Here is a 25085-nt window from a genome sequence, read left to right as displayed (position 1 = left end):
TCGGGGCATGCGGACTGGTGATGCTCGGGGGCGGCGTCGCCCAGGCCGTGTCCGTTCCGGGTGAGTCCCTGCTGTCGGCCGTGGCAGGGGCCGACGTCGGCACCGTGGCCGGCATGATCTCCGGAGTCATCTGCAACAACCGCCTCGCCGACTTCAACTACAAGTCGCCGGTGTTCCGCTCACCGCATCCCTGTATCAACGGACCGGTCCACAGCGGCAACAGCCTGAACAGCGGCAACTTCCTCAACCACGGGAACCCCAACAACAGCGGCAATCTCCACAACACGAACGGGTCCACCAACAGCGGCGACAGCGTCACCGGCGCGTCGAAGGACAGCGGCAACAACCTGCAGCGCATCCTCAAACTCCACTGACCCGGACCGGGCTCCGGCCCGGCCATGGGCCGCGGTCTTCGCGAGCCGACCCCCGATCGCCCGGCGGCCTCCGCCGGGCGATCGCCGTTTCCGGCCCCGGTACTGACGCGCGCGCCCGGCCCGCCGCACCACGACTCCGGCCCCGGACGAGCCGGGGCCGGAGGGCGTGGCGGATCAGCGTCGGATCACAGCCGCTGCTTGCCGCCGCGGCCGATGTGCTGCTGGTTGTTGCTGGTCTTGTTCTCGGCTCCGGTCGTGCCGCCCGCGTCGTCGTTGGTGTTGCCGTTGACGTTGGTCGGGCTACCGCTGTTGCTGATGTTGCCGGACAGGTGGACGTTCTGCGAGTTCCGGACGTTCCCGCTGTTCAGCGGCCCGTTGATGCAGATCCTGGAGCGGCGCGAGCAGTTGAACCCGGCGTGGAAGCTGGCAAAGGTGTCGCTGTTCCACACGCCGCCCCCGTCGTCGAACGGCCCGTCCCATGCCTGGGCGGGCGATGCCCCGCCGACGGCCAGGAGCAGACCGCACGCTCCCGCAATCACGTAATTGACCCGTGCCATGTTCTTCACTGTGTGCTCCTGCACCTCGCGGTTGGTACCCCGCGGTCTTGCTATCGGCCCTGCCCCCATCCACCAAGCCTGTGCAACGGCCCGTCCCGCGCATTCACTCTGACCGATCACCGGATTCACCGTGACGGCCCTGGGACGGCACACCAACGGACGCCGGGGGCCCTGCCGTCAGACCGGCAGCCACAGCCGCTGGTCGGGATGGATCAGGTCCGGGCCCTGTCCGAGGGTGTCCCTGTTCAGCTCGTACAGCGCCTTGGTGCCGCCCGGCGCGTGGGTGCGTGCGGCGATGACGGAAAGGCAGTCACCGGGGCGCACCACATAGCTGGGCGCGGCGGGGCCGGCGACGGACCTCAAGCTGCGGGCCGGGGTGGCCTGCGGGCGGGCCCGAGCGGCCGAGGCGGATTCCTGGTCTGCGGGGCCGGAGCCGCCCTCGGTACGGTCGCCGCCCGAGGTCACCCGGGCACAGTTCGGCCAGGCCGACAGGCCGCGGTCGCGGACGATGCGCTCACCGACGGCGATCTGCTGGGCGCGGGTGGCGAGGTCGGCACGCGGGGCGAAGCGCTCGCCTCCGTACGCGCGCCAGGTGGCGAGGTCGATCTGCAGCCCGCCGTGGTAGCCGTTGCCGGTGTTGATGTGCCAGCGGCCGCTGCTCTCGCAGGCGGCGATGCGCTCCCAGTCGGGCGCCGGTGGACCGGCGGGCGCACCGGTCGCCGCGACGCCCCGGCCGGCGAGGCCGAGGACGCCCAGCGTGACCAGCAGCACGGACAGCAGCGTTTCGACGGACCGTTTGGCAAGGTGCGACGGCATGACGTTTTCCTCCGCTGTGCTCCGGCAACGCCGTGGCGGAGTGACTCGCCACGACCGGTGGGCACGCACCAACAAACCCGGCAATATGGCTTTTGGCGTGCTGAAGGAGCGCGACATGCACGTGTTTCACCCGGGTGGCCACGCACGGGCCCGGTTCGGCGGGCGGCAGGCGGACAGCCGGGGTGCCGCGCGGCGACGGCGTCTCGTACGGGGTGCGGCGGCCCGGCATACGGCCGGGCATCGAGCGCCGCGACGGCACCGTCGTGTACCCGTCGTGGACCCGTCGTGGACCCGTCGGGCGCAACGGCAGCGAGGTACGCCGAGGCTCAACCTCGGTGTACCGCATCGCACTTCACGCGTGCGTCGAGAGCACGGCCCCGTCACCTGACGGCGGCGGCTCACCGCGCACAGGCGGAGTCCGCACAGCCCTGCGCGGTCATGCCGTCGACCACTTCCCGCTCACCACCCACGGAAATCCCGCTACGCATGCGCTGCGTGCGGTTCTCGGGCTGGAGCTGGGAGGGTCCGGGACCGGTGCCCCGTGGGGGCTGGGCCGGAGAACTCCGGGCGTGGTACGGGTAGTTCAGGTCTGCCTGCGGACCGGCTGTTCCGGATGGACCAGCGTCTGCGGATGTTTCACGTGGAACATGTCTGCGTCGGTGTCAGTTCCTGCGTCTGCGTCGTCGGTTCTGCGCCTGTGTCGGTTCTGCGCCTGTGTCGGTTCTGCTTCCGCTGCCGGACCGCTCCTCGGCGCGGAGCTGTCACACGCCTTGCCCGTCCCTTGTCAGGGCGTCAGGGCATCAGGCCGTCAGAGCCGTCAGAGCCGTCAGACCGACGAATTCTCGCGTCCAGATCGGCTGTCGCTGGGTTCAGATGACGCCGGCCGTGTGCGCACGATTGCGGGCCGCCGGGATAACCGCGCCACGCGCGTCGGCATCGGCAGCGCTCGCGGTGGCGGTCGCGTTGGCCGTCACGGTCCCGTCCTGGTCGGCGCAGGCGTCGGCCGTCAGTGGCGCAGCGGTGTAGGTGCGCCGGCTGCGCATGCCGGGTGAGGTGCCGTGCGCCTCGGCAAGGATGCGCTGCTTGATCGTCGGCGGCAGCTCGGGCCGCGGGAACCTCCGCCGGGCGTAGCCGGCCTGGCCGTACAGCGGTACACCGCGCGGAGCGGGCACGGACGGTGCCCCCGCTCCTGGACCGCGGTCCGGTGCGCCGCAGCCCACCGCCTTAGGGACCTCGGCGCCCGGGGCCTCGGTGCCCGCGCTCTCCTTGCCCAGGGTCCGCTCGTACAGTGCGGCGTCCCGGCGTGCCGCCGAGGCGGCCGCGGAGACACCCAGTGATGCCAGCAGCTTGCCGAGCACGGCAAGGCACACCGCCCAGAACTTCATGACCTTGGTCGCAGCCATGGCCCCTCACTTTCGGTCAGGATCTCCCCGAGAGATCCGTTGCGTCTGCTTCCTTCGTGCTGTGGTGCATCGCTCCAGAGGCGCCGCTTCCGGTGCACCGCTCAGATGGCGTCGCTTCTGTTGCGTTTTCTTATGATGAGTACGCAATGGGAGGATTCACGGACCGACGCCCCCGGATCGGCGTTCTTCTGATGAACACCACCCGTACGCAGTAGCCACGGCCGTGGAGAGGCGAGGAACAGCAGGTCGCGGGCCCCGGCCGGCCGGGGTTTCGGCCGCTTCGCAGCGCCGGCCGAGGTGCCGGCGGGTGCGCCGGGCGGATCCCTGGGGTAAGGCCCGGGCTCAGGCCGGTGTCAGCTCGCCCGTGCGCGCCATCTGCGCCATCATCCGCACGCCCGCCGGCTCGGGGATCCCGGGCGGGATGATCAGCAGGTCCCAGCGGCCGTGGCCCATCGAGACCAGGCAGACGGTGTCCGGGCCGGGACGGCCGGTGGTTCTGCGGAGGCGGACCACATGGCCCTCGACGAGGATGTGGGCGGGGAGCGCGGGCCAGGCCTTGCCGTTCACCGTGGCGTGGGTGATGCGGGGCCAGTCGAAGGGCAACGCGGTCAGCAGCTCGGGGAGTTCGGCCAGCAGATCGGCCGAGTGCGGCCACCAGACCCCGTCGATGCGCCGCGCCGTATCGGTGTGCGGGGCGAAGGTCAGGCGGGCGACGGGCGGGGGCGCGTGGTGCCGGTGCGGGGCCGGGTGGGGGTGGTCTCCGGCGACGGCGGTCATGTGGTGCTCCCGATGCGGCGGGCCGCCATCCGTGCCGGGTCGGGCCAGCGCACGTCCCATACCCAGCCGAGCCGCTCGAAGAGCCGGATGACGGCGGCGGAGACATCGACCTGCCCGCGGTCGACGCCGTGCCGGGCGCAGGTCGGGTCGGCGTGGTGCAGGTTGTGCCAGCTCTCGCCGAACGACAGCAGGGCCAGCGGCCACAGATTGGTCGCCCGGTCGTGGCGGCGGGTGCGGAACGGCCGCTCACCGATGACATGGCAGAGCGAATTGACGCTCCAGGTCACATGGTGCAGCAGCGCGATCCGGATGAACCCCGCCCACAGCAGGGCGGTCAGCGCGGTGACCCAGGTGCCGCCGAGCGCCCAGCCGAGCGCGAAGGGCAGGCCGAGGGTGAGCAGGCACAGCACGGGGAACGCCCGGTCCACCGCCCGGATCCCGGGGTCGGCGAGCAGATCGGGCGCGAAGCGGCGGTGCGAGGTGGGGTCGTCGCCGAAGAGCCAGCCGATGTGCGAGTGCACCAGTCCGCGCAGCTGACCGCGCAGGCTGGTGCCGTAGCGGTACGGGGAGTGCGGATCGCCGGGACGGTCGGTGTAGGCGTGGTGGCGACGGTGGGTGGCGACCCAGTCGATGACATCGCCCTGGAAGCTGAGCGAGCCGGCCAGGGCCAGGGCGATCCGCAGCGCGGGGGCGGCGGTGTAACTGCCGTGGGTGAGGCCGCGGTGGAAGCCGACGGTGACGCCCAGACCGCTGATGACGTAGAAGACCACCAGCAGCACGAGGTCGGTGAGGTGGACGACGCTGCCCCACAGGAGGGGGATCCCGACGGCCAGGCCGACGAAGGGGGCGACGACGATGATGCCGGTCACGGTGACGTACATCCGGCGGCCGCTGCTCGGTGGGGACTCGGCGCCGCTGTCGGGGAACGGCGAGGTCCCGTCGTAGTCCCGAGCCGGCGGGAGGCCGCGGGCGGTGGACGTCACAGGTCGCTTCCCGCCTTGCCGGAGGGCGGCGGTGGACCGGCGATGTGCGCTCCGGGAGGGGGAGCACCGCCCTGCCTGAGCTGTCTCCGCAGCCGCCTCGACCGTTTCCAGTCCGCGTACCGGTGGTGGGCCATCCGCCCGGTGTTCTGCGCATTGAGCCGGGCGAGGAACAGCACTCCCAGCGCGACCAGCGCCAGCAGCACGACGACGGTCCACAGCGTCTGCATGGTGCTCACCTCGCCGAATACCTCGGTCACCCGCGGCATCCCTCGGTGGTCCGGTGCTTTCACGGTACCCCGAGTGGGCGCAGTGAATCCCTGTACGGGCGCCTATAGGAGGCTCTGGGCGGTTATCGCCAGGCATGGGCTGCATTCCGGTCGCTCCGGCAAAATCTACAGGGGTGTAGAAGTACGCTGAGGGGACCTGCCGCGGCGGGCTCCGGCCGGGCGGCGCCACCCGGCCGGATCCGGCCGCTCAGTAGGATGCTGCGGCGTCCCGGACCTCGGGACATCCGGCGCGACGGGAGGCGACGGCATGGGCGGGAAGTCCTTCGGAAGGCCGCCGGGCGGTGGGGGGAACCCCGGCCGGGCAGCGCCGGAACCGGAGGAGTTCGACGGTGGACGCGAGCGCGCCCGCCGTCGCGGGCAGGGGCAGCTGGAGGCCCAGGTACTGGCCGCGCTGCACCGTGCGCCGGGCCCCGCCGGCGCCGCCTGGGTGCAGGAACGGCTCGGCGGCGACCTCGCGTACACGACCGTGATGACGATCCTGTCCCGGCTGCACGCCAAGCAGGCCGTCACCCGCGAGCGGTCCGGCCGCGCCTACCTCTGGAGTCCGGCCGCCGACGAGGCCGGGCTCGCCGCCCTGCGGATGCGCCGCGTCCTGGACGGCGAACCGGACCGGGACGCCGTCCTGACCAGCTTCGTCTCCACCCTGTCCGCGCAGGACGAGCAGCTGCTGCGCACCCTCCTCGACCGCGCCGCGGAAGCCGCGGAAGAGGTCCCCGCCACGGCCCGGACCCCCGTCCCGGACGACGCCCCGGCCGCTCCCGCCGGGTCCGGCCCGGCCCCGGGACCCACCCGGCACCACCCCTCGGACGAAGCACGCGGAGGCTGACCGGTGGGCGTCTTCGTGTTCCTGCCGCTCGTCCTGCCGCTCACCGCACTGCCGATCGCCCGGCTCGCGGAACAGCATCTCCATCCGCGGGCCACCACCCGGCTGCTGACCCTGCTCGCCGCGGTCCTCGGGCTGTGCAGCACCTTGTGCCTGGGGCTGCTGGTGGTGGTCGGCACCGCCCAGCTGCCCGGCAATCCGCTGCCCGACGGCTGGTCGGACCCGGAGGTGCGGGCCGCGGTGCCGTTCGCCGAGGTCGCCGGCACCGCCGCGATCCCGCTGCTGACCGCGGCGCTCACCGTGTGCGGCGCCGCGCTGCGCCGGCACCACCGCATCCGGGCCCGCGTCCACCACGCCCTGGACGCGCTGCCGGCCGGCGCCGACCCTGCGGTGCTGCCGGACGACGATCCGTACGCCTACGCCGTGCCCGGCGCCCCCGCCCGGCCCGGACGCCCCGCCAGGCCCGGCCGGATCGCGGTCTCCCGCGGGATGCTGCGCAGCCTGGACGAGGACGAGGTACGCGCGCTGTTCGCCCATGAGCGCGCCCATCTGACCTGCCATCACCATCGTGCGCTGCTCGCCGTACGCTTGGCCGGCTGCGTCAACCCGTTGCTGCTGCCGCTGCGTTCGGCGGTCGCCTTCGCCACCGAGCGCTGGGCGGACGAGGAGGCCGCGCAGGTCGTGGGCGACCGGCGGCTGACCGCCCGGGCGGTGGGCCGGGCGGCGCTGGTCGCGCGGGCCGCTCCGCATCCGGAGCTGGCGCACTTCGCCGGGCCCGAACCGGGGCCGGTGCCGCGGCGGGTGGCGGCGCTGCTCGGCCCCGTGCCGCCGGCCCGCCCCTGGCCGCCGACGCTGACCCCGGCGGGCCTGGCGGCCCTGGTCGCCGCGGCCGGCACCGCCGCCTCCGCGCTCTGTGCGCTCAACGCAGCCGTCGCGCTGTTCGTAGTTCTGAAGGCGGCAACGCCGCTCTGAGTGCACACTGACCCATGACCCGTACCGGGCAGGCACGGCGCACAGCGCGGTGAGCCGCCCCGTACCCGGCAACTTCTACACGACTGTAGAACTTCCCGGTAGAGTTGCGCGCACTGCGCAACAGGCGCGTCCAAAGGGGGAGATGGCGACGAGGTGCGGACTCCTGACCTGGGAATGCCCGCCTCCAGAGGCGGAGGTGCAATGGGTCTATCAGCCGGTGGAGGTCCAATACCCGGACGGCGGATGGGCATTGGGCCGGATCAACGCCTGGTGGACGGACGGGGCGGGCGTGTTGTGGTGCCGGCTGCGGACCCTGCCCGGCGGTGCGTGCCCGCAGTGGCTGCGCTACGACCCCGAGTCGATCCTGCTCCTGCCCAGCACCGGCCTCTGACCCGCTCCTCCCTGCCCGCCCCGCCGGCCCGTCCGGCCGCCGCGAGCGCCCCCTCCCCCGTACGGCATCACCCGCATCAGCAGCATCAGAAGGACCAGAAGGGCCACCGGCGTGCATGACAGGCAGAGGCACCAGCAGACGGCCCGGCGGGGCACCGGCGGCGCCCCCGGCGCGCCCCCTGCCGCCGGTGACGGCTCCCGCGGGCCCGACAACTCCCGTGCGTCCGGCGCCTCCTCGCGCCGTAAGCCGGCCGGCCCGGCCGACGGATCCCGCGCCGGCTCCCGGAGAGCGGGCCGGCCGGACAAGGTACGGATGACCCGCCGCGGCCGCATCGTCGTCTGGACCGGCGGCGTGCTCGGCGTGGTGCTGCTCGGCACCGCCGGCGTCGGGGCGTGGGTCTATCAGCACCTGGACGGCAATATCCACGGCGTGGACATCGGGATCGACGGCGCCCGGCCGGTCAACCTCAGCCCCGGCTCCAAGAACATCCTGGTCGTCGGCTCCGACAGCCGGGCCGGCGCCAACGCCAAATACGGCCGGGGCCTGACGACCATGCAGTCGGACACGCTGATGCTCGTGCACATCGCCGCCAACCGGAAGTGGGCCACCGCGCTGTCCTTCCCCCGGGACTCCTGGGTGCAGATCCCCGCCTGCACCCGCGGCAACGGCTCCCAGTCGTCCCCGCACCACTTCAAGATCAACGAGGCGTTCTCGATCGGCGGGGACTCCGGCGACATCACCAAGGCCGCGGCCTGCACCATCAAGACCGTCGAGAAGAACACCGGACTGCGCATCGACCACTTCGCCTCGGTCGACTTCCAGGGCTTCAAGGGCATGGTCAACGCGCTGGGCGGCATAGAGGTCTGCCCCAAGCACGCCATCCACGACAAGAAGGCCCATCTCGACATGGACGCGGGCTGCCAGAACGTCCGGGACGAGAAGGCGCTCGGCTACGTCCGCACCCGCTACAGCGTCGGCGACGGCTCCGACCTCGGCCGGATCGGCCGCCAGCAGGAATTCATGAAGGCCCTGGGCGCCAAGGCGCAGGAAAAACTCACCAGCCCCGGCGAGCTCTACGACTTCCTGGACTCGGCCACCAAGTCCCTCACCACCGACAAGGCCCTGGACGGCGTCAAGCCGCTCTACGACCTGGCCTCGACCGTCAAGGACATCCCCTCCGACCGGCTCACCTTCGTGACGGTCCCCAACTACTACCGCGAGGCCGACGTCCCCACAGACAAGGCCAATGTGGTCTGGCAATACCCCCAGACCAGCCAGCTGTTCAGCGACATCGCGCACGACCGGGAGCTCGGCGCCGCCGGGAAGAAGAAGCTCGCCGAGGCCGCCAAGAACCCGGTGACCGCCCACTCCGTGCAGGTCCGCGTCCTCAACGGCACCGGCATCCCCGGCCGGGCCGCCTCCGCCGCCGACCAGCTGCGGGGGCTCGGCTTCACGGTCATCGCCACCGGCAACGCCCCGTCGACGGACAAGACCACCCTCAGCTACCCGGCCGCCCTCAAGACCCAGAGCGAGGTGCTCGCCGCCCGCCTCCCCGGGACCAAGGCCACGGAGTCGGCCCAGGCGGCCCCGGGCGCGGTGACGCTGACGATCGGGCCGGACTTCCGGGCGCAGGAGTAGCCAGGCCCCGGCCGGACCCCGGCCGCTTTTGCCGTTCGGGTCCGCCGGGCGCCACAGCGGGCGCGCCGCCGTCCGTCAGGCGCGCAGCCGCTCCACCGGCCGGGCCGTGTGCACCTCGATGTCGTGTGCGGCCCGCTGCAACAGCTGATGGCTGAGGTCGGACATCGCCCGTGCCACCGCCAGCTCGTCGCCGATGTCGGGGACGTTCTCATCGGCGGGATTGCAGCGTGCCGTCCCCTGGCCGACGAGCTGCCCGCCCTCTTTGCCCCGCAGCCGGGCCTCGGCCCGGACCTCGCTGTCGATCTCGGTGATGCTGATCTCGGCGTTCCATGTCTTCGTGCCGGTCACCGGAAGCCTCCTCGTACGCCCCCCAAGCAGCACATGAACCGCCCCCACACAAATCGTCGCACCGGCCACCACCGGCCGCACCTGGGGCGGTACCTGGGGCGATCCGCACCATGATCAGGGGGTTTTCCCCATGGTGGGGCCGTGTCCCGCCGCTCTAGCCTCACGTCGGGCACTGGACGGGCGCACCGCCCGCCGGACCAACTACCGACCACTTCCGGGGGAATTCATGCGCATGCGGGTCCGCTTCACCGCCGTCGTCGCGACGGCCGGCATCGGGATGTGCGGCCTCAGCGCCTGCGGACTGGTGCCCGGCAAGACCTTCCGGGACGACGCCGAGGTCGCGAAGAAGATCACGTCGATCCGGCTGGACAACACCTCGGGGGGCCTCACCGTCCACGGCGGCAAGGGCGGCGGCGCGGTCTCGGTACACCGGTCGGTGACGTACCACGGCGACCGGCCGCAGGGCGCCACCCACCGGATCGAGGACGGGGTGCTGGTGCTCGGCGGCTGTGGCGAGCACTGCACGGTGGACTACACGGTCCAGGTACCCGCGGGCCTCCCGGTGAGCGGGGAGACCGCGGACGGGGGGATCGACCTGTCCGGCGTCGGCGCGGTGCAGGTGACCACCAGCAACGGGGGGATCGACCTGGACGGCGTCACCGGCCCGATCGACGCCACGACGACCGACGGCGCGATCACCGGACACGGGCTGTCCGGCCGGCAGATCGCGGCCGAGACCTCCAACGGGGCGATCGACCTCACCCCGGCCACCGCACAGAGCGTCCGGGCGAAGACGTCCAACGGCAGCATCACGGTGACGGTGCCGAAGGCCCACTACCGCGTGTCCGCGGAGACCAGCAACGGCGACAAGCACCTCGGCGTCGTCCAGGACCCGGCGGGGCGCTACCGCCTGGACCTGACCACCAGCAACGGGGACATCACCGCGAAGTCCGCCTGACACCGGGGCCGTTGGGCCGGCGGGCGGGTACGGGGTCGCCCCGGCCCCCCGGCCGGGGCGGCCCCGCGCCCGGGTCAGTCCTCGCCCTCCAGCTCCCCTTCGGTCTCCAGGAACGCCTCCCGCAGCGCCGCCAGCGTCGCGGCGTCCGGCTTCTCCCACATCCCGCGGGACTCGGCCTCCAGGAGGCGCTCGGCGATGCCGTGCAGGGCCCAGGGGTTGGCCTCCTGGAGGAACGCGCGGTTCTCCGGGTCCAGGACGTAGGCCTGGGCGAGCTTGTCGTACATCCAGTCGGCGACCACGCCGGTGGTGGCGTCATAGCCGAACAAGTAGTCCACCGTGGCGGCGAGTTCGAAGGCGCCCTTGTAGCCGTGACGGCGCATCGCCTCGATCCAGCGGGGGTTGACCACCCGGGCGCGGAAGACCCGCGAGGTCTCCTCGACCAGGGTGCGGGTGCGGACCGTCTCGGGCCGGGTCGAGTCACCGATGTACGCCTCGGGCGCCTTGCCCTTGAGCGCCTTGACGGTGGCGACCATCCCGCCGTGGTACTGGAAGTAGTCGTCGGAGTCCGCGATGTCGTGCTCGCGGGTGTCGGTGTTCTTGGCGGCGACCGCGATGCGCTTGTAGGCGGTCTCCATCTCCTCCCGGGCCGGGCGGCCTTCGAGGCCGCGGCCGTAGGCGTAGCCGCCCCAGACGGTGTACACCTCGGCGAGGTCGGCGTCGGTGCGCCAGTCGCGGGAGTCGATCAGCTGGAGCAGGCCCGCGCCGTACGTCCCCGGGCGGGAGCCGAAGATGCGGGTGGTGGCGCGCCGCTCGTCGCCGTGCGCGGCCAGGTCGGCCTGGGCGTGGGCCCGGACGAAGTTGGACTCCGCGGGCTCGTCCAGACCGGCCACGAGCCGTACCGCGTCGTCGAGGAGGCCGATGACGTGCGGGAAGGCATCGCGGAAGAAGCCCGAGATGCGCAGCGTGACGTCGATGCGGGGGCGGCCCAGCTCGGCGAGCGGGATCGGCTCCAGGCCGTTGACCCGGCGCGAGGCGTCGTCCCAGAGGGGGCGGACACCCAGCAGCGCGAGGGCCTCGGCCACGTCGTCGCCGCTGGTGCGCATCGCGCTGGTGCCCCACAGGGACAGGCCGACCGACTGCGGCCAGTCGCCGTTGTCGCTGCGGTAGCGCTCCAGCAGGGAGTCGGCGAGGGCCTGGCCGGTCTCCCAGGCGAGGCGGGAGGGGACGGCCTTCGGGTCGACGGAGTAGAAGTTACGGCCCGTCGGCAGCACGTTGACCAGGCCGCGCAGCGGGGAGCCGGACGGGCCGGCCGGCACGAAACCGCCGTTCAGCGCGTGCACCGCGTGGTCGATCTCATCGGTGGTGGCGGCCAGCCGCGGCACGACCTCGCGGGCGGCGAAATCGAGGATGTCGGCGACCGCGGACGGGTGGCCCGCGGCCACACCGGCCACCGCCGCCGGGTCCCAGTCCGCGTCCTCCATCGCCTGCACCAGGCCGCGGGCGGTGTCCTCGGCCGCGTCGGCGGTGGTACGGGTGGCCGCGGACTCGTCCAGGCCGAGCGCCTCGCGCAGACCGGGCAGCGCGGACCGGCCGCCCCAGATCTGCCGGGCGCGCAGGATCGACAGCACGAGGTTCACCCGCGCCTCGCCGGTCGGCGCCCCGCCCAGGACGTGCAGTCCGTCGCGGATCTGGGCGTCCTTGACCTCGCACAGCCAGCCGTCGACGTGCAGCAGGAAGTCGTCGAAGCCGTCGTCGTCGGGGCGTTCGTCCAGGCCCAGGTCGTGGTCGAGCTTGGCGGCCTGGATCAGCGTCCAGATCTGGGCGCGGATCGCGGGCAGCTTGGCCGGGTCCATGGCGGAGATGGCCGCGTACTCGTCGAGCAGCTGCTCCAGGCGCGCGATGTCGCCGTAGGACTCGGCGCGGGCCATCGGCGGGACGAGGTGGTCGACGAGGGTGGCGTGCACCCGGCGCTTGGCCTGGGTGCCCTCGCCGGGGTCGTTGACCAGGAAGGGGTAGACGAGGGGGAGGTCGCCGAGGGCGGCGTCCGGGCCGCAGGCGGCGGACAGCCCGGCGTTCTTGCCGGGCAGCCACTCCAGGTTGCCGTGCTTGCCCAGGTGGACCATGGCGTCGGCGCCGAAACCGCCGTCGTCGGCGGAGGCCGCGATCCAGCGGTAGGCCGCCAAGTAGTGGTGCGAGGGCGGCAGATCGGGGTCGTGGTAGATCGCGATCGGGTTCTCGCCGAAGCCACGCGGCGGCTGGATGAGGATCAGCAGATTGCCGCGGCGCAGGGCGGCCAGCACGATGTCGCCCTCGGGGTTGCGGCTGCGGTCGACGAACATCTCGCCGGGCGGCGGCCCCCAGTGCTCCTCGACGGAGTCGCGGAGTTCCTGCGGGAGGGTGGCGTACCAGCGCTTGTAGTCGGCGGCCGGGATCCGGACCGGGTTGCGGGCGAGCTGCTCCTCGGTGAGCCACTCCTGGTCGTGGCCGCCGGCCTCGATGAGGGCGTAGATCAGCTCGTCGCCGTCGCCGGACACCAGGCCGGGGACCTCTTCGGTGCCGAAGTCGTAGCCGTCGGCCTGCAGGCGGCGCAGCAGTGCGACGGCGCTGGCCGGGGTGTCCAGGCCGACCGCGTTGCCGATCCGGGAGTGCTTGGTCGGGTACGCGGACAGCACCAGCGCGAGGCGCTTCTCGGCGGCCGGGATGTGGCGCAGCCGGGCATGGCGCACGGCGATCCCGGCGACCCGGGCGGCGCGCTCGGGGTCGGCGACGTACACCGGCAGACCGTCCTCGTCGACCTCCTTGAAGGAGAACGGGACGGTGATCAGCCGGCCGTCGAACTCGGGGACCGCGATCTGCGAGGCGGCGTCCAGCGGGGAGAGGCCCTCGTCGTTCTCCTCCCAGGCGCTCCGCGGCCCGGTCAGGCACAGGGCCTGGAGGATCGGGACGTCGAGCGCGGCCAGCGCACCGGCGTCCCAGGCCTCGTCGTCCCCGCCGGCCGAGGCGTCCGCCGGCTTGCTGCCACCCGCGGCGAGGACCGTGGTGACCAGCGCGTCGGCGGCCCCCAGGGCCTCGATCAGCTCCGGCTCGGGAGCGCGCAGGGAGGCGACGAAAAGGGGCAGGGCCCGGCCGCCGGCCGCCTCGATCTGCTCGCACAGGGTGCGGACGAAGCCGGTGTTGCCGCTCATGTGGTGGGCGCGGTAGTAGAGCACCGCGATCAGCGGGCCGCTGTCGTTGCGGGAGTCCCACTCCAGCGGCCCCCAGGACGGGGCGGGCGCCGGCGGCTCGAAGCCGTGGCCGGTCAGCAGCACCGTGTCGGAGAGGAAGCGGGCGAGCTGGTCGAGGTTGGCGGGGCCGCCGTGCGCGAGGTAGGCGTGCGCCTCGGCCGCGATGCCCACCGGGACCGTGGACTGCTCCATGAGCTGAGCGTCGGGGGCCTGTTCACCGGTGAGCACGACGACGGGGCGGTGCTGGTCCTCGGCGAGCAGCAGGTCCAGGCCCTCCTGCCAGGCGCGGATGCCGCCCAGGAGGCGTACGACGACGAGGTCCACGCCCTCCAGCAGGGCCGGCAGCTCGGCGACGTCGAGGCGGGCGGGGTTGGCGAGACGGTACGGCACCGGGCCCGTGGCCGCGCGGGCGCTGAGCAGATCGGTGTCGGAGGTCGACAGCAGCAGAAGCATGCGAGCGCAGGCCTTCCTCGGGGTGTCCGCGCCCCGGGTGGTCGTATGGACGGCGGGAGTTCCTGACTCACCCGGCACCTGCCGGGTTCACAGTGGCGGGACCGCGCCGGATTTGCACCGGGCTTCCTCCCTGGGGTCCACGACCCCACGCCGTCGCTGGCGTCCGGCGGATCAGCCGACCCACCGACCTGCATAGTAAGGGCTGGACCCGGGGGAGGTAAGCGGGCCTTTGCGACGGGCGGCCCGGGGTGGCCGCGAGGGGGTCCGGGGCACGGTTCCGGCGTGCACCGTCGTAGGTATGCTCGCCGCCATGCCGCCCTCCCCCTCGATACGCCCCCAAGGGGCCGAACCGCCCATACGGGACCGCGGTGACGCCTGCCCGGGAGCGCTGCGGCTGCACTCCGCCGCCGACGGGTACCTAGCCCGAGTGCGGCTGCCTGCCGGTGACTTGACGGTGCGTCAGGCAAAGGCGCTGGCCGACGCCGCCGACCGCCTCGGCGACGGCCACCTCTCCCTGACCTCACGCGGCAACGCGGAGCTCCGCGGCCTGCCCGACGGCTGCGGCGCCGAGCTGGCCGCCCTGCTGCGCGACGCCGGACTGCTGCCCTCCGCACGCCACGAACGCATCCGCAACATCCTCGCCTCCCCCTTGGCCGGACTCGACCGCAACACCCCTGCTGATGTGCGCCGGTGGGCCCGTGAGCTGGATGAACTCCTCTGCACGAGTGAGCGGGCGACCGCCCTCTCGGGCCGTTTCCTCTTCGTCCTGGACGACGGGCGGGGCGATGTGGCGGGCCTCGGCGGGGATGTGAGCTTGGTCGCAGAAGCGGACCGGGCCGGGGAGTCCGCCGGGTCCGGGGGCACCGCGCTGCTGCGGGTCGGCGACGATCCGGCGGCGCTGCGGATCGCCGGCCCGGACGCCCCGCGCGCCGCGCTCGCCGCCGCCGAGGCCTTCCTGACCGCCGCCGAGGCGAGCGGCAGCGGCGCCTGGCGGGTCCGTGAACTGCCCGCCGAACAGCGGCTGACGGCCCGGGAGGTGGCGGCACACCTACACGAAACCGGCATCACCCCCACATATGTGACGCAGCCACCGGCACCCCTCCCCTCGCCCTCCCCGGACTCCTCGGCCCCCGGCATCATCGACGGCCCCGACGGCACGGCCTCGCTCTGCGTCCTGGCGCCGCTGGGCCGGCTGACGGTCGCCCAGTGGCGTCTGCTGAGCGCCGTCGCCGCCGACGACGGCTGCGGCGCGCTGCGGCTGACCCCCTGGCGTGGCATCGTCGTCCCCGGGCTGCCGGCCGGCACCGCCGCCTCCCGGCTGTCCGCGCTGGCCGCCTCCGGCCTGATCACCGACCCGGACTCCCCCTGGCACCGCCTCGGCGCCTGCACCGGACGCCCCGGCTGCGCCAAGTCCCTCACCGACGTCCGCACCGACGCCGCGGCCGCCGTCGCCACGGGCGCCCGCGTCCCCGACGCCCTCGCCGTACCGGACGGCCTGCCCGTCCACTGGTCCGGCTGCGAACGCCGCTGCGGCCACCCCCACGGCGCATGGGTGGATGTGCGGGCAACAGGGGAGGGCTACCGGGTGGCGGTCGTCCGGCCGGAGCCCGCACCGGCCCCCGACGACGCCCCGGCGCCCCCGGCACCACCCCCGCAGCACCCGGCCCCACCAGGCCGAAGCCACACCCCATGAGCCAGCCCACAACCGACAACCCCGAGGCCACAGTGACCGCGTTCGACTACGAGAAGGACGGTGCGGCGATCTATCGCCAGTCCTTCGCCACCATCCGCGCCGAGGCGGACCTCGGCGGGCTGCCCGCCGACGTCAGCCAGGTCACGGTCCGCATGATCCACGCCTGCGGCATGGTCGACCTGGTACGCGATCTGGCCTTCACCCCCGGCGTCGTGGCGAGCGCCCGCGCCGCGCTGCGCGCCGGCGCCCCGATCCTCTGCGACGCCAACATGGTCGCCAGCGGCGTCACCCGCAAGCGGCTGCCGGCGGACAACGAGGTGCTGTGCACCCTCGCCGACCCGTCGGTCGCGGACCTGGCCGCCCGGATGGGGACGACCCGCAGCGCCGCCGCCCTGGAGCTGTGGCGGGACCGGATGGACGGTGCCGTGGTGGCGTTCGGCAACGCCCCCACCGCCCTCTTCCGGTTCCTGGAGATGATCGAGGAAGGGGCGCCCCGCCCGGCCGCCGTCATCGGCATACCCGTCGGCTTCATCGGCGCCGCGGAGTCCAAGGACGCGCTGATCGCCCATCCGTCGAAGCTGGACCACCTGGTGGTGCGCGGGCGCCGGGGCGGCAGCGCCATGGCCGCCGCCGCGATCAACGCCCTGGCGAGCGAGGAAGAATGAGCGTGAGCGAGCAGCAGGCACCCGGCAACGACGGCACCCGGCGGGCGGCCGCCCCCGGCCGTCTCTACGGCGTCGGGCTCGGCCCCGGCGACCCGTCCCTGATGACCGTGCGGGCCGTACAGGTCATCGGCGAGGCCGACGTCATCGCGTACCACAGCGCCCGGCACGGACGCTCCATCGCGCGCGCGATCGCCGCCGAGCACCTGCGCGCCGACCACATCGAGGAGGCGCTGGTCTACCCGGTCACCACCGAGTCGACCGACCATCCCGGCGGCTACCGGGGCGCGCTGGACGAGTTCTACGAGGCCGCGGCGGCCCGCCTCGCCGCCCACCTCGACGCCGGCCGCACCGTCGCCGTCATCTCCGAGGGCGACCCGCTCTTCTACGGTTCCTACCAGCACATGCACAAGCGGCTGGCCGACCGCTACCCGACCGAGGTCATCCCCGGCGTCACCTCCATCAGCGCCGCCGCGGCCCGCCTGGGCAGGCCGCTCGCCGAGGCCGACGAGGTCCTGACGATCCTCCCCGGCACCCTGCCGGAGGAGGAGCTGACCGCCCGTCTGGCGTCGACCGACGCCGCCGTCGTCATGAAGCTCGGCCGTACCTTCCCCACCGTGCGCCGCGCCATGGAACGCTCCGGCCGCCTGCCGGAGGCCCACTACGTCGAACGCGCCACCATGTCCGGCGAACGCACCGAAAAACTGGCCGACATCGACGCGGAGACGGTCCCGTACTTCTCCGTCACCGTCGTCCCCAGCCGCATCGCGAGCCCCCCGCCCGAGGCCGCTCCCACGCCCGGCACCGGTGAGGTGGTCGTCGTCGGCACCGGCCCCGCCGGCCCGCTCTGGCTGACCCCCGAATCCCGCGGCGCCCTCGCCGCCGCCGAGGACCTCGTCGGCTACACCACCTACCTCGACCGCGTCCCGCGGCGCCCCGGCCAGCGCCGCCACGCCTCCGACAACAAGGTCGAGTCCGAACGCGCCGAACTCGCCCTGGACCTGGCCCGGCGCGGCCACCGGGTGGCCGTGGTCTCCGGCGGCGACCCCGGCATCTTCGCGATGGCCACCGCCGTCCTGGAGGTCGCCGCCCAGGACCCGTACCGCGCCATCCCCGTACGCGTCCTCCCGGGCGTCACCGCCGCCAACGCCGCCGCCGCCCGCGCCGGCGCCCCCCTCGGCCACGACTACGCGGTCATCTCCCTCTCCGACCGCCTCAAGCCCTGGGAAGTCATCGCCGAACGCCTCCACGCGGCAGCCGGCGCCGACCTGGCCCTGGCCCTCTACAACCCCGGCTCCCGCACCCGCACCTGGCAGGTCGGCAAGGCCCGCGAACTCCTCCTGGAACACCGCGCCCCCGACACCCCGGTCATCCTCGCCCGCGACATCGGCGGCCGCGAGGAATCCGTCCGCACGGTCCGCCTGGCCGACCTCGACCCACAGCAGGTCGACATGCGCACGATCCTGCTGATCGGCTCCTCCCAGACCGAAACGGCCCGCCGCGCCGACGGCACGGAGATCGTGTGGACGCCGCGGAGGTATCCGGAGAACTGAACCGGCCGCCACAAGGGCGGCGTCGGCTCAGGCGTTGAGGTCCAGGACGCGGATCGGTTCGCCGTCCCATCTCTTCGGGGAGGTGGTGGCGACTATCGCTCCGTCGGGACGGTCGGGCGTGGGCTGGGCTGCGTACTGGCTGTGGGCCGCGGCCCACGTCTCGCGTCCCGCCAGGGCCAGGGCTGCAGGCAGGTCCAGGTCAAGGACGGTGATGCCGGGCAGGGCGGCGAGGTGCTCCGCGGTCCCGGGCCGTGTCCGGTCCGCCTCGACGAGCGCACACGCCGGCGCATAGAGGTACCAGCCGGGTTCGGCGTGGGCGCGGTGGATGAGGCGGGAGGCGAGGACGTTGCCCTGGCCTGCCGCGGTCATCGCGGTGTCGTCCAGGACGATGTGCAGGGCGTCGCTCACCGGCCGGTCACCTGGGCCAGACGCCGGTCGAGCTCACCGTCCAAGTCCTGCTGCTCCGCAGCACTCGGGGCATACCCGTTCCACTTCTTCAGCGCCGTGCGGGCCTTCTCAGCGCGCTCCGCACGCTCAGCCGGGGTCAGCAGGGTCTCCGCCAGACGCGCCAGATAGGCACGCAGCGACAGGCCCTCGGCAGCCGCTATGGCGGCGAGCCGGTCCCTGGATTCCTCAGGGATACGGATATTGGCATCGGACATCGTCGTGCTCCTTCCCAAGCCACCAGGGTACGGGTACGTACCCGTACCCTAGCGTGCCCCGCACCTCGCCCGGCAGCCTCAGCCGAGCCGGCCGTCCTTCACCCCGCCTATGAAGCCCGACCAGACAGCAGCCGGGAAGAGCAGCACCGGGCCCTCGGGGTTCTTGCTGTCGCGGACGGGGACTGCACCAGGGAAGCCGTCGGCGACCTCCACGCAGTTGTCGGCTCCGCCGTCGCTGTAGCTGCTCTTGCGCCACATGGCGCCGACCAGGTCGGGGATGGTGTTCATGGCCTGCTGTCCTCCACCAACTGCCGGATGAATGCTGCTGATTCGGGCGGCGAGAGCGCCGCGTCGCGAAGCTGATCGTAAGACAGGCGGTATCGCTCAACCTCGGCTGGCTCTTCGAGCAGTTCGCCTGACTTGTTGCCTTCCAGGTAGGCAACAGCGCTACCGTCCGCCACCCACAAGAGCCACAGTGAACCACCCATCAGGCTATGCACCCCGGCGGCCAAGGGAAGCACCTGGATGGTCACGTGCTGGGCCTCGGCAGCCTCTGAGATGCGCACCAATTGGTCATGCCAGATCTTGGGATCGGGCACCGGGCGCCGCAAAGCCGACTCGTCAAGGATGATCCGGACGTTCGGCGGTCGATCACGCTGCAACAACTCCTGCCTGCCCAGCCGGGCGGCGACGGCCTCTTCGAGCTCGTCGGGGCTTACGGGCGTGGGCGAAGACGACAGCGAGAAATTGGCGAAGTCCTCGGTCTGCAACAGCCCAGGAACCGTGATCGCGTACGCATGCAGGATCGTCGCCTTCGCCTCCAGCTGCATGAACAGCCGGTACTTGTCCTTGAAGGCATCCAGCCGCGCCAGCTTCCACAGTCGTACGAGCAGCTCGCCCGTTCCGTAGACCCGGTCCAGCGTCTCCATGACCGGCAGCTTCGAGAGGCGTTCGCCGGTCTCCAGGCGGTGCAGATAGGTGCGGTCGTAGTTGGTTTCGTCGGCGAGCTGGGCCAGGGAACGGCCTGACTTGCGGCGTAAATGGCGGAGTTCGCTGGCGAGTACCGCACGAGCGGAATCTTCATTTTCGGGATTGCGTTCGACCATCTCAACTCCCTTTGTTGCCCTGCATGGTGACAACGTCGGATATCTATCGAGATCAGGCTGCGGGCGACAACTCTAGGGCTGCACAAGAAATTTGGCGGTCCACTCAGGACCGATGACCCGAACGGAGAAGAGAGAAAATGGGAATGGCGGAGCGCAGTCCGGCGGCCGGGCGGATCAGGGACGCCGAGCAGGCACGGGACGAGCTGCGGGCGGCGCTGAAAGACGCGGGGATCACCCTCCCGTCGCTGGGGCTCGACATCGTCTCGCTGGCCGGGGACTTTCCGCGTCCGCTCGTGGACCTGGGGCGCTGCACGCCCGATCTCGCACGCCGGATCGCCGCATCACTGCGGAAGGATGCGCCGTGAGTGAGGAGACGGAGACCGAAGACAACGAATGTGGAGGGGAAACACCGCCGGAAGACGATGAGCCGGACGGGACCGACCCCCGGGCGGAATTACGGCAGCGGGTTCGCGAGGTCAATCACCTCAGTCGGAACCGGCCCCGCTGAGAATTCCTCGCAGCCATTCCACCGCCCCCTCCGGATCCGCCGCCACCGGCACCCCCTCCGGCACGGGCGGCCGCTGGACCACAACCACCGGGAGGCCCGCCTCGCGGGCCGCCGTCAGCTTGGCGGCGGTCGCGGCCGCCCCGCTGTCCTTCGTGACGACGACGTCGATGTGGTGCTCCCGCAGGAGGGCCCGTTCGCCCTCCACCGTGAAGGGGCCGCGGTCGAGCAGCACCTCCATCCGGGGCGGGAAAGGCGGCTCGGGGGCGTCGACGGAGCGGACGAGGAACCAGAGGTCGGTGAGGTGGGCGAAGTGGGCGAGGCCCATGCGGCCCGTGGTGAGGAAGATGCGGCTGCCGAGGGCCGGGAGGGCGGCGGCGGCCTCGTCCAGGGAGGTGACCGGGTGCCAGGTGTCGCCGGGTCCCGGTACCCAGCCGGGCCGGCGGAGGGCGAGCAGGGGAACATGGGCGGTGACGGCGGCCCGGGCCGCATTGCCACTGATCGTGTCGGCGAAAGGATGGGTGGCGTCGATGAGCGCGTCCACCGCGTGCGCGCGCAGCCAGCGGGCGAGGCCCTCGGGGCCGCCGAACCCGCCGATGCGGACCTCCCCGACGGGCAGCCGCGGCGCGGCGACCCGGCCGGCGAGCGAGCTCGTCACCCGCAGGGACGGGTCCGGCACGAGGAGGCCGGCCAGCCGGCGGGCCTCGGTCGTACCGCCGAGAATCAGGACGTGCCGCACCGGGCGGGCTGCGTCGTTCATGGGATGTGAGTTCCTCCGTGGCTGAAGCGCAACCGCAGGGTACGGGGCCGCAGGGTACGGGGAAGGCCGCGGGCGGCCGCAGTGCGCAGCTCGCGCACACCGGGCTGCGGCACGGCTGGACGACCGGTGCCTGTGCGACGGCGGCGAGCACGGCCGCGTACGCGGCGCTGCTGAGCGGTGAGTTCCCGGATCCGGTGACGATCACGCTGCCGAAGGGGCAGACGCCGTCCTTCGCCCTGGCGGTGGAGGAGCTGGCGGCGGGCCGGGCCTCCGCGATGGCGGGTGTCGTCAAGGACGCGGGCGACGATCCGGACGTCACGCACGGGGCGCTCGTGCGCGCCACGGTGCGTCCGCTGCCCGCCGGGTCCGGCATCGTCTTCCGGGCCGGGCCGGGCGTCGGGACGGTGACCCGGCCGGGGCTGCCGCTGGACGTCGGCGAACCGGCGATCAACCCCGTACCGCGGCAGCTGATGCGGGAGCATCTGACCCAGGTCGCGGGGCGGTACGGCGGCGTGGGGACGGGCGCGGAGCCGGACGTCGAGGTGGAGATCTCGGTCGATCACGGGGAAGAGATCGCCCGGAGCACCTGGAATCCGCGGCTGGGGATCCTGGGCGGGCTGTCGATCCTGGGGACCACCGGGATCGTGGTGCCGTACTCCTGCTCGGCCTGGATCGACTCCATCCGGCGGGGCGTGGATGTGGCGCGGGCCGCGGGGCGGCGGCATGTGGCCGGGTGTACGGGATCGACCTCGGAGAAGGTCGCCGTCGCCCTGCACCACTTGCCCGAGGACGCCCTGCTGGACATGGGCGACTTCGCCGGCGCGGTGCTGAAGTACCTGCGGCGGCACCCGGTGGACCGGCTGACGGTCTGCGGCGGGTTCGCCAAGCTGTCCAAGCTGGCGGCGGGGCATCTGGATCTGCACTCCGCGCGCTCACAGGTGGACAAGGGATTCCTGGCGGAACTGGCCCGGCAGGGCGGGGCCGACGAGGCGCTGGCGGCCGCGGTGGCGGAGGCCAACACGGGCCTGGCGGCACTGCAGTTGTGCGCCGCGGCGGGCGTGCCGCTGGGTGATCTGGTGGCGGCGCGGGCGCGCGAGGAGTCGCTGGCCGTGCTGCGGGGGGCGCCCGTCGCGGTCGACGTCATCTGCATCGACCGTGCGGGGATGGTGGTGGGGCGGGCGGAGCCGCGGGGCCCCGGGGACACCGGCCGTGGAGAGCCCCTCGGGTGAGGCCGTGGAGGGCCCCTCGGGTGAGGGGCCTCCCCGCCTCGGCGGTCAGAAGTTGCGGTAGCCGCGATCGAAGTTGTTGTTGCGACCGAAGTTGTTGTTGCGGTAGCCGCCGCGAGCGTACCGGTCCAGACCGCAGTGGCCCGTTCTGCCGGTGAGCACACCCAGGGCCGTCTTCAGGGCACAGGCCGTCAGCCGGAGCGGGTTGTTGCGGTGCCGTCGACCCTCGTTGCGCCCGTCCCGGCGGTCGTGCCGCCGGTCCCGGCGGTCGTTGAACCGGCTCGGCGTGTCGTAGGTACGGCTCGGAGTGTCGTGCATCCACGGCGAGGTGTCGTCGGTCTGCGCCGGGGTGTCCGCCGCCATCGTGGGGTTGTCCTTGCCGTCCGCGACGGCGACGGGGCCGCCGACGAGCGTCAGCACGGTTGCGGCGCCTACCAGGCCGGCGGCGAGTTTGGTACGCATCGTGGCGTACTCCTTTGCTCGGCCCCCCTTGGGTGTCGCAGCTTCCTTACCGGCCCCCGGGAGCCAGGAAACGGACATTCACCCCGATGCGGTGAGATCACCCACCGGACGGTCCCGATGGCACCTGCCCCTTCGGCGTGTCCGCCGGCATCCGCGCTACGGCGTGTCGGCCGGTACCTGCCCTCCCGCGCGTCCGTCGACTCCTCTGCCCTACGGCGCGTCCGTCGGTTCCGCCTTCGGCTCCGGCGCCGCGCACGGCGCATGCGGGCGCTCCCGGTCCGTCGAGTAGAGGTGGCTGTCGCGGAACTGCGCGGCGCCCAGGGTGCGGCCGACGAGGATGACGGCCGTCCGCACCACGCCCGCGTCCTTCACCTGGCCGGCGATATCGGCGAGGGTGCCGCGCAGCACGAGTTCGTCGGGGCGTGAGGCCATGGCGACGACGGCGGCCGGGCAGTCGGCGCCGTAGTGGGGCAGGAGTTCGGCGACGACCCGGTCGACGTACATGGCCGCCAGGTGCAGCACCAGCAGCGCGCCGCTGCGCCCGAGGGTGGCGAGGTCCTCGCCCTCGGGCATGGGGGTGGCGCGCTGGGCGACGCGGGTGAGGATGACGGTCTGGCCGACGGTGGGGACGGTCAGCTCGCGCTTGAGGGCGGCGGCCGCCGCGGCGAACGCGGGGACGCCCGGCACCACGTCGTACGGCACACCGGCCGCGTCCAGCCGGCGCATCTGCTCGGCGACCGCGCTGAAGACGGACGGATCGCCGGAGTGCAGCCGGGCGACGTCGTGGCCCTCCTCGTGGGCGCGGACCATCTCGGCGGTGATGGTGTCCAGGTCCAGCTGGGCGGTGTCGATGAGCCGGGCGCCGGGCGGGCATTCGGCGAGCAGCTCACGCGGCACCAGGCTGCCGGCGTGCAGACACACCCCGCAGGAAGCGAGCGTCCGGGCGCCGCGCACGGTGATCAGGTCGGCGGCGCCGGGGCCCGCACCGATGAAGTGGACGGTCATGACTGTCGGTTCTCCTGCGAGGACGGGATCGGAGGGGCGGAAGGGGAACCGGCCGGGGGACCGGCCAGCGGCTTGACCGCCGACCACTGGGTGACCGGCATCGCCTGCCGCCAGCCCGTGAAGCCGCCGACCGGCACCGCGTGGGAGACCGCGAGCCGGACCAGTTCGCCGCCGTGGCGGCGGTGGCGGTCGGCGAGCAGCGCCTCGGATTCCAGGGTCACCGTATTGGCGACGAGGCGGCCCCCGGCAGGCAGCGCCGCCCAGCAGGCGTCGAGCAGGCCGGGGGCGGTCAGCCCGCCGCCGATGAACACCGCGTCCGGCACCGGCAGCCCCTCCAGCGCGGCGGGCGCGGAGCCGGTGACCACGCGCAGCCCCGGTACGCCGAGCGCCCGCGCGTTCCGGCCGATGCGCTCGGCGCGTACCGGGTCCCGCTCGACGCTGACGGCGCGGCAGCTGCGGTGCGCCCGCAGCCATTCGACGGCGATGGAGCCGGAGCCGCCGCCGATGTCCCACAGGAGTTCACCGGGGGCGGGCGCCAGCGCGGCCAGGGTGGCGGCCCGGACATGACGCTTGGTCAGCTGCCCGTCGTGCTCGTAGGCGGTGTCGGGCAGGCCGGGGACGGTGGACAGGTGCGGGGTGCCGGGCGCGCGGACGCAGTCGAGCGCGAGGACGTTGAGGGCGTCGCCGGGCGGGAGGTCCCAGTCGGCGGCCACGCCCTCGGCCGTCCGCTCGCGGGCGCCGCCGAGCTGCTCCAGTACGCGCATCCGGGTCGGGCCGAAGCCGTGGGTGCGCAGCAGCGCGGCGACCTCGGCGGGGGTGTGGGCGCCCGCGGACAGCACCAGCACCCGGCGGCCGTCGTACAGCGCCCGGACCAGGTTCTCGGCCGGCCGTCCGACGAGCGTGACGACCTCGGTGTCCTCCAGCGGCCAGCCGAGGCGGGCGCAGGCGTAGGAGACGGAGGAGGGGTGCGGGAGGATGCGCAGCCGGGGGACGGCGCCGGGGTCCGGCCCGTCGGCGGGGGCGCGGCCCGCCTGCTCCGTCAGCACCTCGCTCAGCGTCCGCCCGATCCCGTAGAACATCGGGTCGCCGCTGGCCAGCACGCAGATCCGGCGTCCGGCGTACGCGGCGAGCAGACCGGGGACGGCAGGACGCAGCGGGGACGGCCACGGGACGCGCTCGCCGGTGCACTCCACGGGCAGCAGCGCCAGCTGGCGGGCGCCGCCGATCAGCACCTCGGCCGCGCACAGGGCCTGGCGGGAGGCGGCGGGCAGCCCGTCCCAGCCGTCCGCCCCGATACCGACGACGGACAGCGGATCGGGAGCGGCCGGGGCGGACGGTGCGGGGCTCACTGCCGGGTACCTCGGGGGTCGGGAGGGGACGAGATCGGACGGGGTCGGACGGGATCCGGCCCGGAGGACGGGAACCGACCGGTCCGAGTGGGGACGGG

27 protein-coding genes and 1 riboswitch are annotated in these 25085 nt (G+C 73.1%); of the genes, 11 read left to right on the top strand and 16 right to left on the bottom strand.

Annotated features, from left to right (window positions below):
* The first annotated feature begins 20 nt into the window (after positions 1 to 20).
* Positions 21 to 374 (top strand): hypothetical protein, encoded by a 354-nt coding sequence (locus CPH93_RS17655; RefSeq protein ID WP_093484049.1) that lies wholly within the window; start codon positions 21 to 23, stop codon positions 372 to 374.
* A gap of 185 nt (positions 375 to 559) precedes the next feature.
* On the opposite strand, the gene CPH93_RS17650 is transcribed toward CPH93_RS17655, so the two are convergent.
* The 6 genes from CPH93_RS17650 to CPH93_RS17625 all read right to left on the bottom strand — a co-directional run bounded on the left by CPH93_RS17650 (position 560) and on the right by CPH93_RS17625 (position 5176).
* A complete protein-coding gene (locus CPH93_RS17650) occupies positions 560 to 940 on the bottom strand; it encodes a hypothetical protein (RefSeq protein ID WP_096213415.1) in 381 nt (126 codons plus the stop codon).
* Between the two features lie 168 nt (positions 941 to 1108).
* Positions 1109 to 1747 (bottom strand): LysM peptidoglycan-binding domain-containing protein, encoded by a 639-nt coding sequence (locus CPH93_RS17645; RefSeq protein WP_096213414.1) that lies wholly within the window; start codon positions 1745 to 1747, stop codon positions 1109 to 1111.
* Positions 1748 to 2616: 869 nt separating this feature from the next.
* Entirely contained in the window at positions 2617 to 3150 is a 534-nt protein-coding gene (locus CPH93_RS35810) for a DUF6344 domain-containing protein (protein WP_096213413.1), read from the bottom strand.
* Positions 3151 to 3492: 342 nt separating this feature from the next.
* Entirely contained in the window at positions 3493 to 3927 is a 435-nt protein-coding gene (locus CPH93_RS17635) for a DUF5994 family protein (protein ID WP_093484053.1), read from the bottom strand.
* Entirely contained in the window at positions 3924 to 4910 is a 987-nt protein-coding gene (locus CPH93_RS17630) for an acyl-CoA desaturase (protein WP_096213412.1), read from the bottom strand. The genes CPH93_RS17635 and CPH93_RS17630 overlap by 4 nt, the downstream gene beginning before the upstream one ends.
* Complete coding sequence (locus CPH93_RS17625; RefSeq protein WP_093484055.1) at positions 4907 to 5176, bottom strand: hypothetical protein; 270 nt, start codon at positions 5174 to 5176, stop codon at positions 4907 to 4909. The genes CPH93_RS17630 and CPH93_RS17625 overlap by 4 nt, the downstream gene beginning before the upstream one ends.
* A 268-nt stretch (positions 5177 to 5444) precedes the next feature.
* On the opposite strand from CPH93_RS17625, the gene CPH93_RS17620 reads away from it, so the two are divergent.
* From CPH93_RS17620 to CPH93_RS17605, 4 genes are all read left to right on the top strand, one after another.
* Complete coding sequence (locus CPH93_RS17620) at positions 5445 to 6023, top strand: BlaI/MecI/CopY family transcriptional regulator (RefSeq protein WP_096213411.1); 579 nt, start codon at positions 5445 to 5447, stop codon at positions 6021 to 6023.
* A gap of 3 nt (positions 6024 to 6026) precedes the next feature.
* Complete coding sequence (locus CPH93_RS17615; RefSeq protein WP_096213410.1) at positions 6027 to 6992, top strand: M56 family metallopeptidase; 966 nt, start codon at positions 6027 to 6029, stop codon at positions 6990 to 6992.
* 196 nt (positions 6993 to 7188) lie between these two features.
* On the top strand, positions 7189 to 7383 hold the full coding sequence (locus CPH93_RS17610) for a hypothetical protein (RefSeq protein WP_096213409.1): 195 nt from the start codon (positions 7189 to 7191) through the stop codon (positions 7381 to 7383).
* Positions 7384 to 7695: 312 nt separating this feature from the next.
* On the top strand, positions 7696 to 9021 hold the full coding sequence (locus CPH93_RS17605; RefSeq protein WP_093488879.1) for an LCP family protein: 1326 nt from the start codon (positions 7696 to 7698) through the stop codon (positions 9019 to 9021).
* Positions 9022 to 9096: 75 nt separating this feature from the next.
* Here the strand turns inward: CPH93_RS17605 and CPH93_RS17600 are convergent, their stop codons facing one another.
* Positions 9097 to 9369, bottom strand: coding sequence for a DUF1876 domain-containing protein (locus CPH93_RS17600; RefSeq protein ID WP_093484059.1), 273 nt, complete (start codon positions 9367 to 9369; stop codon positions 9097 to 9099).
* 226 nt (positions 9370 to 9595) lie between these two features.
* Between CPH93_RS17600 and CPH93_RS17595 the strand changes: the two genes are divergently transcribed.
* Positions 9596 to 10327, top strand: a complete 732-nt coding sequence (locus CPH93_RS17595; RefSeq protein ID WP_096213408.1) for a DUF4097 family beta strand repeat-containing protein — start codon at positions 9596 to 9598, stop codon at positions 10325 to 10327.
* Positions 10328 to 10401: 74 nt separating this feature from the next.
* On the opposite strand, the gene cobN is transcribed toward CPH93_RS17595, so the two are convergent.
* On the bottom strand, positions 10402 to 14004 hold the full coding sequence (gene cobN / locus CPH93_RS17590; RefSeq protein ID WP_096213407.1) for a cobaltochelatase subunit CobN: 3603 nt from the start codon (positions 14002 to 14004) through the stop codon (positions 10402 to 10404).
* 34 nt (positions 14005 to 14038) lie between these two features.
* A riboswitch (cobalamin riboswitch) is annotated at positions 14039 to 14199 on the bottom strand.
* Positions 14200 to 14302: 103 nt separating this feature from the next.
* On the opposite strand from cobN, the gene cobG reads away from it, so the two are divergent.
* The 3 genes from cobG to CPH93_RS17575 are packed head-to-tail and all read left to right on the top strand — an operon-like array spanning position 14303 to position 17912.
* Positions 14303 to 15697, top strand: coding sequence for a precorrin-3B synthase (gene cobG, locus CPH93_RS17585; RefSeq protein WP_173909835.1), 1395 nt, complete (start codon positions 14303 to 14305; stop codon positions 15695 to 15697).
* Entirely contained in the window at positions 15694 to 16362 is a 669-nt protein-coding gene (locus CPH93_RS17580; RefSeq protein ID WP_093484062.1) for a precorrin-8X methylmutase, read from the top strand. Before cobG ends, CPH93_RS17580 begins: the two co-directional genes overlap by 4 nt.
* Positions 16359 to 17912, top strand: a complete 1554-nt coding sequence (locus tag CPH93_RS17575; RefSeq protein ID WP_096213406.1) for a precorrin-2 C(20)-methyltransferase — start codon at positions 16359 to 16361, stop codon at positions 17910 to 17912. Before CPH93_RS17580 ends, CPH93_RS17575 begins: the two co-directional genes overlap by 4 nt.
* Before the next feature lie 27 nt (positions 17913 to 17939).
* Here CPH93_RS17575 and CPH93_RS17570 read toward each other — a convergent pair whose 3' ends face one another.
* The 4 genes from CPH93_RS17570 to CPH93_RS17555 all read right to left on the bottom strand — a co-directional run bounded on the left by CPH93_RS17570 (position 17940) and on the right by CPH93_RS17555 (position 19680).
* Positions 17940 to 18320, bottom strand: a complete 381-nt coding sequence (locus CPH93_RS17570; RefSeq protein WP_173909834.1) for a hypothetical protein — start codon at positions 18318 to 18320, stop codon at positions 17940 to 17942.
* Entirely contained in the window at positions 18317 to 18574 is a 258-nt protein-coding gene (locus CPH93_RS17565) for a hypothetical protein (RefSeq protein WP_096213405.1), read from the bottom strand. The genes CPH93_RS17570 and CPH93_RS17565 overlap by 4 nt, the downstream gene beginning before the upstream one ends.
* 78 nt (positions 18575 to 18652) lie before the next feature.
* On the bottom strand, positions 18653 to 18862 hold the full coding sequence (locus CPH93_RS17560; RefSeq protein WP_096213404.1) for a DUF397 domain-containing protein: 210 nt from the start codon (positions 18860 to 18862) through the stop codon (positions 18653 to 18655).
* Entirely contained in the window at positions 18859 to 19680 is an 822-nt protein-coding gene (locus CPH93_RS17555) for a helix-turn-helix domain-containing protein (protein WP_096213403.1), read from the bottom strand. Before CPH93_RS17555 ends, CPH93_RS17560 begins: the two co-directional genes overlap by 4 nt.
* 143 nt (positions 19681 to 19823) lie before the next feature.
* Between CPH93_RS17555 and CPH93_RS17550 the strand changes: the two genes are divergently transcribed.
* The gene (locus CPH93_RS17550) at positions 19824 to 20045 is read left to right on the top strand and encodes a hypothetical protein (protein ID WP_096213402.1); all 222 of its coding nucleotides are present in this window, start codon (positions 19824 to 19826) and stop codon (positions 20043 to 20045) included.
* Positions 20046 to 20165: 120 nt separating this feature from the next.
* Here the strand turns inward: CPH93_RS17550 and CPH93_RS17545 are convergent, their stop codons facing one another.
* Positions 20166 to 20945, bottom strand: a complete 780-nt coding sequence (locus tag CPH93_RS17545) for a cobalt-precorrin-6A reductase (protein ID WP_096213401.1) — start codon at positions 20943 to 20945, stop codon at positions 20166 to 20168.
* A gap of 17 nt (positions 20946 to 20962) precedes the next feature.
* Here CPH93_RS17545 and CPH93_RS17540 point away from each other — a divergent pair, with 17 nt between their 5' ends.
* Entirely contained in the window at positions 20963 to 22174 is a 1212-nt protein-coding gene (locus tag CPH93_RS17540; protein WP_096213400.1) for a cobalt-precorrin-5B (C(1))-methyltransferase, read from the top strand.
* Between the two features lie 45 nt (positions 22175 to 22219).
* On the opposite strand, the gene CPH93_RS17535 is transcribed toward CPH93_RS17540, so the two are convergent.
* The 3 genes from CPH93_RS17535 to cbiE all read right to left on the bottom strand — a co-directional run bounded on the left by CPH93_RS17535 (position 22220) and on the right by cbiE (position 24987).
* On the bottom strand, positions 22220 to 22633 hold the full coding sequence (locus CPH93_RS17535) for a hypothetical protein (protein ID WP_093484073.1): 414 nt from the start codon (positions 22631 to 22633) through the stop codon (positions 22220 to 22222).
* A 210-nt stretch (positions 22634 to 22843) separates the two neighbouring features.
* Entirely contained in the window at positions 22844 to 23638 is a 795-nt protein-coding gene (cobM, locus tag CPH93_RS17530; protein WP_096213399.1) for a precorrin-4 C(11)-methyltransferase, read from the bottom strand.
* On the bottom strand, positions 23635 to 24987 hold the full coding sequence (gene cbiE, locus CPH93_RS17525; RefSeq protein WP_096213398.1) for a precorrin-6y C5,15-methyltransferase (decarboxylating) subunit CbiE: 1353 nt from the start codon (positions 24985 to 24987) through the stop codon (positions 23635 to 23637). The genes cobM and cbiE overlap by 4 nt, the downstream gene beginning before the upstream one ends.
* Positions 24988 to 25085 lie beyond the last annotated feature (98 nt).

Origin of the sequence: Streptomyces sp. 2323.1, assembly GCF_900221035.1 — a bacterium.
GTDB lineage: Bacteria > Actinomycetota > Actinomycetes > Streptomycetales > Streptomycetaceae > Streptomyces > Streptomyces sioyaensis.
This window is presented reverse-complemented; position numbering and strand designations above follow the sequence as displayed.

Bases quoted from the DNA above. Each gene is read 5' to 3' on its own strand.
- CPH93_RS17555 (WP_096213403.1), bottom strand. From the start codon at position 19,680: ATGGTCGAACGCAATCCCGAAAATGAAGATTCCGCTCGTGCGGTACTC.
- CPH93_RS17645 (WP_096213414.1), bottom strand. From the start codon at position 1,747: ATGCCGTCGCACCTTGCCAAACGGTCCGTCGAAACGCTGCTGTCCGTG.
- CPH93_RS17595 (WP_096213408.1), top strand. From the start codon at position 9,596: ATGCGCATGCGGGTCCGCTTCACCGCCGTCGTCGCGACGGCCGGCATC.
- CPH93_RS17545 (WP_096213401.1), bottom strand. From the start codon at position 20,945: ATGAACGACGCAGCCCGCCCGGTGCGGCACGTCCTGATTCTCGGCGGT.
- CPH93_RS35810 (WP_096213413.1), bottom strand. From the start codon at position 3,150: ATGGCTGCGACCAAGGTCATGAAGTTCTGGGCGGTGTGCCTTGCCGTG.
- CPH93_RS17550 (WP_096213402.1), top strand. From the start codon at position 19,824: ATGGCGGAGCGCAGTCCGGCGGCCGGGCGGATCAGGGACGCCGAGCAG.
- CPH93_RS17655 (WP_093484049.1), top strand. From the start codon at position 21: ATGCTCGGGGGCGGCGTCGCCCAGGCCGTGTCCGTTCCGGGTGAGTCC.
- CPH93_RS17575 (WP_096213406.1), top strand. From the start codon at position 16,359: ATGAGCGTGAGCGAGCAGCAGGCACCCGGCAACGACGGCACCCGGCGG.
- CPH93_RS17565 (WP_096213405.1), bottom strand. From the start codon at position 18,574: ATGTCCGATGCCAATATCCGTATCCCTGAGGAATCCAGGGACCGGCTC.
- CPH93_RS17620 (WP_096213411.1), top strand. From the start codon at position 5,445: ATGGGCGGGAAGTCCTTCGGAAGGCCGCCGGGCGGTGGGGGGAACCCC.
- cobG (WP_173909835.1), top strand. From the start codon at position 14,303: ATGCTCGCCGCCATGCCGCCCTCCCCCTCGATACGCCCCCAAGGGGCC.
- CPH93_RS17560 (WP_096213404.1), bottom strand. From the start codon at position 18,862: ATGAACACCATCCCCGACCTGGTCGGCGCCATGTGGCGCAAGAGCAGC.
- CPH93_RS17625 (WP_093484055.1), bottom strand. From the start codon at position 5,176: ATGCCGCGGGTGACCGAGGTATTCGGCGAGGTGAGCACCATGCAGACG.
- CPH93_RS17635 (WP_093484053.1), bottom strand. From the start codon at position 3,927: ATGACCGCCGTCGCCGGAGACCACCCCCACCCGGCCCCGCACCGGCAC.
- CPH93_RS17580 (WP_093484062.1), top strand. From the start codon at position 15,694: ATGAGCCAGCCCACAACCGACAACCCCGAGGCCACAGTGACCGCGTTC.
- cobN (WP_096213407.1), bottom strand. From the start codon at position 14,004: ATGCTTCTGCTGCTGTCGACCTCCGACACCGATCTGCTCAGCGCCCGC.
- CPH93_RS17535 (WP_093484073.1), bottom strand. From the start codon at position 22,633: ATGCGTACCAAACTCGCCGCCGGCCTGGTAGGCGCCGCAACCGTGCTG.
- cobM (WP_096213399.1), bottom strand. From the start codon at position 23,638: ATGACCGTCCACTTCATCGGTGCGGGCCCCGGCGCCGCCGACCTGATC.
- CPH93_RS17605 (WP_093488879.1), top strand. From the start codon at position 7,696: ATGACCCGCCGCGGCCGCATCGTCGTCTGGACCGGCGGCGTGCTCGGC.